Origin of the sequence: Methylobacterium planeticum, assembly GCF_008806345.1 — a bacterium.
Taxonomy (GTDB): domain Bacteria; phylum Pseudomonadota; class Alphaproteobacteria; order Rhizobiales; family Beijerinckiaceae; genus Methylobacterium; species Methylobacterium planeticum.
In genome coordinates, this window is sequence record NZ_VZZJ01000063.1 from 1 (window position 1) to 7731 (window position 7731).

The following is a 7731-nucleotide window of genomic DNA, read 5'->3' on the forward strand; positions in this document are numbered from 1 at the left end:
CGTACCCAGCTTGCGAAGGGGTCCCAATTGCACGCCGATCCGGGGTCCCGTTCCAAAGCTTTTTGACACTACTGACAGAATTAGTGAGTTCGGCTAGACCCCCTCGAAAGAGGGATCTCATGACCACACTTACATTCATCACTCCAGCCGTATTCATTCTCGCGCTGAGTTCTGCGTACGCTTCTTGGAAATTTCCGAGGCATAAAAGGCAATTAGAGCTACTTACCGGCTTGTTATTTTTAAGTAATCTTAGCTTGCTAGGCGGAAGCTTGCGTCTATTCTGCTTATTGACTACTTACGCCGGCTAAGTTCCCGAGCCTGAACTTGCCTTCAATGCATTGGATGATCTTGCATCGGGCTCTGGCCTAACACTTCCGCAAACGGCAACTCACAGACAACGACATCCCATGAATCAGTGTCGATGAGGGCTACTGAGTTCAGCCTAGAGTCAGCTTGGAATCGCGAGACGAAAAGCTTCACCATGAGCTTGCTTGTCGTCCATGCGTCGGCATCGTTCTCAAGTTCGATAGTCTGAACCTCATTGAGAAACTCTCCGTCGATGCGAATGCTAAAGTGGTACCGGGGCATTTCTGGCGCTCCCCTTCTGGCGACCTGATGTATGAGCAATCCCTACCACTGTGTTGTGCTTAAGTCGAAGTATCAATTGTAGAGAACTGCGTCTTCAGCCCCTCGAATTGCTAAAGGGATAATGTTCAGGTGCCAAGCTTCTGTCGAGCCACCATGCACCGCGCCTCCGGCAGAGTCTTCAGACCGCGTCGAGTTTGCCTCGGGTTAAGCGTTGGAAGTGGCTGACACAGCCAATCCTATTCGAAATCGCCCTCTACCGAACCATAACCGTAAGGTTCGTACGGCTGGCGGTATGATCGATAGGAGGGGGCTGGATCATAGTAGCGACGAGGCGGCTCAACTCCCATCGACCATCCGACAGACGTGGTCCCGTCATCCTCATAGCGTTGCCTACGGCTTGTGGCCTGAAACCCACGAGCCTTACCGCTGGCGATCAGTGGCTCACTCCCGCCTATCCAAATCCGGGTGTTTGCTGACCCTTCCGCCTTCACGATGCTGAACAGTGCTGCGGCATTGGATGGGGACAAACGCACGCAGCCATGTGACGCGGGATGGCCTAGTCGCCCAATATGGTTTGTACCGTGGATCGCGTGTCCCGCCGCCGTGAAGAAAATCGCGTGGGGCATGGGGGCGTTGTCGTACTTGCGCGAGAAGTAGACCCTTTCCATCCGTAAAACCCTGAACGTACCATTTGGGGTGCTGTGGCCTGGGAGCCCTGTAGAAACGCGCCAATCGTACAGCGGCTGTCCATCTACTGCGACCGACATTCGTTGACTCGTCTGATCGATCCTTACGCGAACGTCTGCGGACGCAAAAGATGAAAGGGCGGTCGAGATAAGCAGGCTTAGCAAGGCGACGTCTGGATGAACACGCATAGAAAGCACTCGCGACTAAAAAGCGAAGCCTAGCCATGAGCTACGCCTTTGAAGCCTCAAGGTTCCTGCCGTGTAGAAACTGCGTCGAACTTGCACCGTATCGTCAGCGAATTGCGGCGACCTATATCGGGGCTCGTAACGATTCAGAGGCTCACATGTCCGTGCTCACGATCATGCTTGCCCGCCATGCAGAGAAGCCAGGGCGGAACTTTCCAGGTCCAGGAGTCACGACGGAAGGCGTCGAGGACGAAAAGTCCCTCGTTGTTCGTGGATGGCAGAGGGCCGGTGCCTGGGCGGGGCTATTTGGGTCAGGATTCGCCAACGCCGATTACCCACGCCCTAGCGTCATCTACGCCGCCGCGCCTGAGTCGGTGGCGAAGGACGCGGATTTTAGCCATCGTCCGTATGAGACGGCGATTCCGGTTGCTGAACGCCTGCACCTCAAGGCTGTGACAAAATGGGGTGTCAGCCAAGAGCCTGAGTTAGTGAAAGAAATTACAAAGCTAACAGGTGTCGTTCTGGTTTTTTGGGAGCACAAGGCCATTGTTAGCGAGATCATACCTGCGCTCCAGGGTGATCAGCCTCTTCCAGGAGTACCGAAGAAGTGGGACGGTGATCGCTTCGACGTGGTTCTGCGTTTCGACCGAGCTTTACCCAATGCGCCCTGGTCGTTCCGCCAGCTATCGCCGCGCTTGCTAAGTGGCGACACCGACAAGCCCTTTGCGAAGCGTGAGGAATAGACACTCCTTCGCATGTGGCATCAGATTGCCGCATCATGACGCTCGGTCGCGTTTTTTATCACGTGCTAAATAAAGCATGCTTCCGCCCCTCGATCACTCCAAGCTACGCGCCACGCACCCTCAAGGCTTCTTCAATCAAGCTCGGCTCGCCAAGCTCAGGCACATGGTCACGTGTGCCGGCCTCTACGAGGAGCATCTTGGCCAGAAACGATTCTGCCAGGAGCTACAAGCTCGCCGTCAGTGGATCGCAGCGAACTGCTCCAGCGATTGGACGGTGCAGCCGGCACGCGACAGTATACTCCAGATGACAGGCCGCGTCTTCCGCTTCGCAGACTCGGATGAGGCGTCCGGCTTCAAACTGCTCTTTCCAACCCGCCTCTGAATTCGGCTTCGACCTGGAAAAATTTTTCTTCAGAATGCCTGACGTCGTGTCGACGACATACAACACGCGCCATCGCAGATTTCAGTAGATGACAATTTGGTCATGCTCGGCTGCGAAAGCAGCCCCGAGGAATCCCGAGTTGTGGACTGCTTCGTACGGTACCTCGAAAGCCAGCATCAACGAAATCTTAATTTCGATACTGATGATACTCGACATGCGCGAGATCGTCGCTTACTCCTCCCCGCGCGACGCTGCGCAGAGTCAGATCGCTAAGCATTACACCTGTACAGGATCTTCCGAACATGAAGCGCAGAAGCGCTGTCCGGCCCGTCGTGGTCGAAGTCAAACGTACACGTTTCTCTACCTCATCTCTCGCCGACGCTTTCGGCCGCAATCGGTCGAGCAAGGATCTCTGGCAGGGGCTGGCGCTTGGGGTCGAGGCCCCGACTTTGGCTGCACGTGAGCCTGAGCGTAAAGGGGTTGTCGCTCGGGAAGTTCAGCCAGATGCTCGACCCACTCCACGGGTTCTGCCTGCCCTTGTGCCGATGTATGTGCCGAGCGAGCCCGAGCCTCGGGAAGCGCCCGCTGATGCGTGGCTGGTCACGCGCCGGCCCGAAACGAAGCGGAAGCCTCGGACGCCGCCCGTCATGGGGGAGGCTGTGATCGCTTCTGCGAAGCCGCAGGCTGCCGATGACGCACGATCAACGGTCCCGCTCGTTGCTGAACCCACCACGGTCGGAGAGGTCACGGTGCCCGTCCCAGTGGCCACATTGCTGCCTCGCCTACATCGACGTGAGCAAGTTCCGGCGTGCTCAGGGTTGAGCCGAGGCGAGCGTTGGAAGAGGAGGCTCCCGCGCGTCTGCTGGTAGGCTTGCCAGTGTTGACCTCTCCGCTATGTACGGGGTTGTACACTCGCTAGCTGGTAGGATCCAATGGCGGAAGATGCTGAGCAGAACGCGCTTGAGTCTCTTACGGCTAAGATTGCTTCAGCCTACTTCAGTCACAATCACGCTCAGCCTGCTGAATTGCTCGATCTTATCAGGAGTGTGCATGGCACGCTCCTTAAGCTGGCGAGTATGGGAGTGAGCGAGCCAAAGCCCTTACCAAAGCTTACGGCCGCGGCGATCAGGCGCTCCATCGCGCCGGATTACCTGATCAGCTTTGAAGATGGGAAGCGCTACAAAGCCCTGCGTCGCCATCTGATCGGTCGCGGGCTAACCCCAGAAATGTACCGGGCTAAATGGGGGCTGCCGTCAGATTACCCGATGGTGACGTCGAGCTACTCCGCCCACCGCGCGGAACTTGCTCGCTCAATCGGGTTGGGCAAATCGCGGCGCGGCAATTCAGAAACGGATCTGCACCGGGCCGCTCAGGTGGAGTCGCCCGAGGAGCGGTCTGCCGATGCCCGCACATCTGAGGAGGGTGCTGACGCGATCACGCGCGAACCCTTTGAGGATGATGGCGTGCACGAGTAGGTTCGCTGGGCGGCTGACCACCTGAGAGAGTACAGCGCTGACGGAGCCGAGATCATGCTCGATCCAACCAAGCTGCTCGCCAACGCTCTCGGCGAACACCTCTCGCTCAACTACCGGCGCACTTTCGGCAGCCGCGAACCGCGCTTTGGCGAGATCATCGAGGAAGCGGCCCGCCTCACCATTGAGCGGATCGTCGGTAGTGATGCGCTCTACCACGATGCCTATCACACTGCGCTGGTGACGCTGGTTACTCAAGACATCCTGCGCGGCCGGTTCATTTCTCATGGGATCACCCCCGAGGACTGGCTGCATGCGATCCTGGCCGCTCTCTATCATGACATCGGCTATGTGCGGGGCATCTGTCGAGGTGACCGGAATGGGCAGTTCGTAATCGATGCAACCGGGACCTTGACGGGACTACCACGAGGAGCTTCTGACGCGGCTCTGACGCCTTACCACGTGGAACGCTCAAAGATTGCAGTGCACGAGCGCTTCGGCACGCACGACATCGTTGATGCCACGCGTGTGGTCCGGGCTATCGAACTCACCCGTTTCCCGGTGCCTGATGACTGCGATCATAGAGAGACGGCGACAGAAGCGGGTCTGATGCGGGCGGCAGACCTGATCGGGCAGCTTGGAGACCCGCTGTACCCACGCAAGCTCAACGCTCTCTTCCACGAGTTCGCTGAGGCTGGGCTCAACGAGCAGCTTGGCTACCAGACATCGGCCGACCTCGCTGAACGGTATCCGTCCTTCTTCTGGGCGAAGGTTGAGCCGGTGATCGGCGAGGCGATTCGCTTCCTTGATCTCACTGTCGAGGGCCGCCGTTGGGTCGCCAATCTTTACGCGCATATCTTCGCCATCGAGCACGACCGCCGTCGCATGGGGCCTCATCCAGGTTGAATGTCGGCCTCAGGCGTCATTTTATAGTAGCAGTTCATCCATTTTTAAAATCATTTCCCTTCGCTCTTGATTTTGCAATTCAAATCGTGAATTAAGCACGCGATAGGATAAGAAGATCGGGAACCAAAATGTCAGAATCAACTCAGAGCATTTCCTCCGAGTTCATTGAACTCGCGGCCGATATTATCTCGGCTTACGTCTCCAACAACGTGATTTCTGTGGCAGAGCTTCCGGCTCTCATCAGCAACGTTCACGCAGCGCTGAACGGCCTTGCCCATGCTGCCTCGACATCCACTGCGGTAGCGGTTGAGAGACCGACGCCCGCGCAGATCCGCAAGTCGATCACGCCGGACACGCTGATCAGCTTCATCGACGGGAAGCCCTACAAGATGCTCAAGCGCCATCTGACCGGACACGGCCTCGATCCGCAAAGCTACCGTCAACGCTACGGTCTCTCCGCTGACTACCCGATGGTGGCGGCCAGCTACGCTGCCCAGCGCTCCGAACTCGCCAAGTCCATCGGCCTCGGTCGGACTAACGCTCAGGACAGGTCTGAGCATTCCAGGGGGCATCGGGAAGCCGCGTGAGCGAAGCTGACCTCTCTGGGCATCCGCAGGAATGTGCGTGGTGCTCAGAGAGACCAATTCCGCCCCATCGCTGTCTTCAAATTAAGACGATGCCATCCTGGTCGACAACAAGCTTCATGGATGGCGGAGGGATGCAGATCCACGCTTTAGGGGGCACCGCTGCGGCCAAGCTCGTAAACGTTGTCGCCAGTGTCGCGCATTGCTTCTGCATCCTGAGCGACCGCTTTGCGGGTCTGATCGATGCCTTCCTGCATCGCGCTCCTGCTTTGCTCCGCTCCCTGCTGCATCGAACTTTGCGCCATGCCGCCGAACTCCTTGGCTTGGGCCTGCATGGCTGCAAACTGGCTACGCACGTACTCTGCCTGAAGTTGCATCGCCTCCTGTACGCTCTTGGCGCGCGCAAGCTTCTGACCAAGCTCCAGAGCCGCATTCACGTTCTGCTCAGCAGCCTCGAAGGTGCGGGCAGACATCTCGTGTGCATTCTTCTGAGCCGCCTCGGCGGAGTCCCGTGCGGTTGAAGCTGTGCGACGCGCCGCTGTGATGAAATTATCGAATGCCTGACGCGCCTGATCGAGGCTCTTCTCCGCAAGATCACGCATTGCGCCGGGGATCTCAAAATTCGGGATATTGTTCACAGGTGGACACCTCCAAATACCGGTTTGACGGCGGCTTCTGGAAGGGTGCGGTGGGCGTCTGAACAGTTTGTGGATCCGAGGTGGACTTCATCGCCGGCCCGAGCCGGGCCGGAAAGCCTCGATTGCGATGCTCAGGCCGTCCTCGTCCGGGAGCCGGTGAGCCAGACCGCCCGGTTCATATTGTACGCGAGGTTGGCCAGCCCGATCTTCACCTTCGCCCGCGCCAGGCCGATGGTGCGCACGACGAGCCCCATCGGTCCCTTCTGCCGGGCGAAGACGTGCTCGACGGCGGCGCGAACCTTCGACTTCCCGCCGTTGGTGCGGGCGACGTTCCTCGCCATCGGCTTGCCCGGCGGCTTCCTGGCGATGGATGCGGGAGCGGAAGCCATTGGCCGCGAGGTGCGCCTCGTTCGCCTTCGAGCGATAGGCGGTATCGGCCCAGACGTCGCCGGCGGTGTTGGCCTTCGACACCAGACCGGGCAGCTGCGTCCCGTCGTGGCGGGCCGCGTCGGTGGCGAGCCAGGTCCGGATCAGACCATGGCGGCGATCGATGCCGACGTGGTTCTTGTAGCCGAAGGCCGGCACCGCGATGTCGACCCGCTTCGCGCCGTCCTCGGCTGGCTTGGCCTTCGACCATTTGATCGTCCAGCGCGCATCCCGATCCTTCTGGGCGAGCCTCGCTGGCTGGGCCCTCCAGGCGTCGGGCACACGGCCGGCCTTCAGATCCGCCTTCTCGGCCTCGGTGTTGCGCTGCTTGGGCGCGGCCACCACGGTCGCATCGACGATCTGCCCGCCCATCGCCAGGAAGCCGGCCTGCCGCAGGGCCGCCTCGTAGGCTGAGAACAGCACCTCGATGGCCGGCTTGCCCGCGAGCTCGGCCCGGGTGAGCGCCTCGCGAAAGGTCCAGATCGTGTTGGCATCCGGCACCGGGTCGGACAGCCCGAGCCCGAGGAAGCGCATGAAGGAGAGCCGGTCCTTGATCAGGAACTTGGGTCACGCTCGTCCGAGAGGGAGTGGCTGGCCTGCAAGATCAGCACCTTGAACATGAACACGAGGTCGAACGGCGGGCGGCCGCCCTTCGCGCCGTCCGAGCGGGGCACGGCACGGGCGAGATCGGGCCGGAACAGCTCGAAGTCGACGATGCGGCTCAGCCGCTCCAGCGCGTCGCCCTTGGCCGAGAGATCCTTCAAGCGCTCGTCGATGTCGAAGAACCCAGGCTGACCGCGCATCGAGGCACCTCGTCTACTGCCGATGCCATCACACCACGAGCCGCCTCAAACCGCGAGGTTTTTGGAGGTGTCCGGTTGATCGGCGGCAAGGCTCCCGGTGCCCGCCCGCGGTTGAACGCGGATCTCCGTGCCGCGCTGAAGGCCCTGGTCGAGCAAGGCCCGATGCCGGCGGCGCATGGGATGGTGCGCTGGCGGTTGGTCGATCTGGCTCAGATCCTGTTTCAGGACCACGACGTCTCGGTCTCCGAACAGACGCTGAGCCGGGTTCTGCGGAGCATGGGCTACCGGAAGCTCTCGGCTCGTCCGCGTCATCACGC

General features: G+C 59.8%; 8 protein-coding genes and 1 pseudogene. 5 read left to right on the plus strand and 4 right to left on the minus strand.

The annotated features are described in order from the left end of the window. Positions 1-824: 824 nt before the first annotated feature. Entirely contained in the window at positions 825-1463 is a 639-nt protein-coding gene (locus tag F6X51_RS27410) for a L,D-transpeptidase (RefSeq protein ID WP_150967237.1), read from the minus strand. A 35-nt stretch (positions 1464-1498) separates the two neighbouring features. On the opposite strand from F6X51_RS27410, the gene F6X51_RS27415 reads away from it, so the two are divergent. From F6X51_RS27415 to F6X51_RS27430, 4 genes are all read left to right on the plus strand, one after another. Further along, positions 1499-2203, plus strand: a complete 705-nt coding sequence (locus F6X51_RS27415; protein WP_246697031.1) for a histidine phosphatase family protein — start codon at positions 1499-1501, stop codon at positions 2201-2203. A gap of 1314 nt (positions 2204-3517) precedes the next feature. Beyond that, on the plus strand, positions 3518-4060 hold the full coding sequence (locus F6X51_RS27420; protein ID WP_150967239.1) for a MucR family transcriptional regulator: 543 nt from the start codon (positions 3518-3520) through the stop codon (positions 4058-4060). A gap of 54 nt (positions 4061-4114) precedes the next feature. Continuing rightward, positions 4115-4963: a metal-dependent phosphohydrolase gene (locus F6X51_RS27425; protein WP_150967241.1), complete on the plus strand. Its 849-nt coding sequence runs from the start codon at positions 4115-4117 to the stop codon at positions 4961-4963. A 128-nt stretch (positions 4964-5091) separates the two neighbouring features. Then, positions 5092-5550 (plus strand): MucR family transcriptional regulator, encoded by a 459-nt coding sequence (locus tag F6X51_RS27430; RefSeq protein ID WP_150967243.1) that lies wholly within the window; start codon positions 5092-5094, stop codon positions 5548-5550. Between the two features lie 146 nt (positions 5551-5696). Here F6X51_RS27430 and F6X51_RS27435 read toward each other — a convergent pair whose 3' ends face one another. From F6X51_RS27435 to F6X51_RS28820, 3 genes are all read right to left on the minus strand, one after another. Then, positions 5697-6185 (minus strand): phasin, encoded by a 489-nt coding sequence (locus F6X51_RS27435; protein ID WP_150967245.1) that lies wholly within the window; start codon positions 6183-6185, stop codon positions 5697-5699. Between the two features lie 87 nt (positions 6186-6272). Beyond that, positions 6273-7145, minus strand: coding sequence for a transposase (locus F6X51_RS27440; protein ID WP_246697032.1), 873 nt, complete (start codon positions 7143-7145; stop codon positions 6273-6275). Positions 7146-7165: 20 nt separating this feature from the next. After that, a complete protein-coding gene (locus tag F6X51_RS28820; protein WP_246697033.1) occupies positions 7166-7414 on the minus strand; it encodes a transposase in 249 nt (82 codons plus the stop codon). A 75-nt stretch (positions 7415-7489) separates the two neighbouring features. Between F6X51_RS28820 and F6X51_RS27445 the strand changes: the two are divergent. After that, positions 7490-7731: pseudogene (locus F6X51_RS27445) on the plus strand (helix-turn-helix domain-containing protein); the annotation flags it as partial.

Bases quoted from the DNA above. Each gene is read 5' to 3' on its own strand.
- F6X51_RS27415 (WP_246697031.1), top strand. From the start codon at position 1,499: ATGAGCTACGCCTTTGAAGCCTCAAGGTTCCTGCCGTGTAGAAACTGC.
- F6X51_RS27440 (WP_246697032.1), bottom strand. From the start codon at position 7,145: ATGCGCTTCCTCGGGCTCGGGCTGTCCGACCCGGTGCCGGATGCCAAC.
- F6X51_RS28820 (WP_246697033.1), bottom strand. From the start codon at position 7,414: ATGCGCGGTCAGCCTGGGTTCTTCGACATCGACGAGCGCTTGAAGGAT.
- F6X51_RS27425 (WP_150967241.1), top strand. From the start codon at position 4,115: ATGCTCGATCCAACCAAGCTGCTCGCCAACGCTCTCGGCGAACACCTC.
- F6X51_RS27420 (WP_150967239.1), top strand. From the start codon at position 3,518: ATGGCGGAAGATGCTGAGCAGAACGCGCTTGAGTCTCTTACGGCTAAG.
- F6X51_RS27410 (WP_150967237.1), bottom strand. From the start codon at position 1,463: ATGCGTGTTCATCCAGACGTCGCCTTGCTAAGCCTGCTTATCTCGACC.
- F6X51_RS27430 (WP_150967243.1), top strand. From the start codon at position 5,092: ATGTCAGAATCAACTCAGAGCATTTCCTCCGAGTTCATTGAACTCGCG.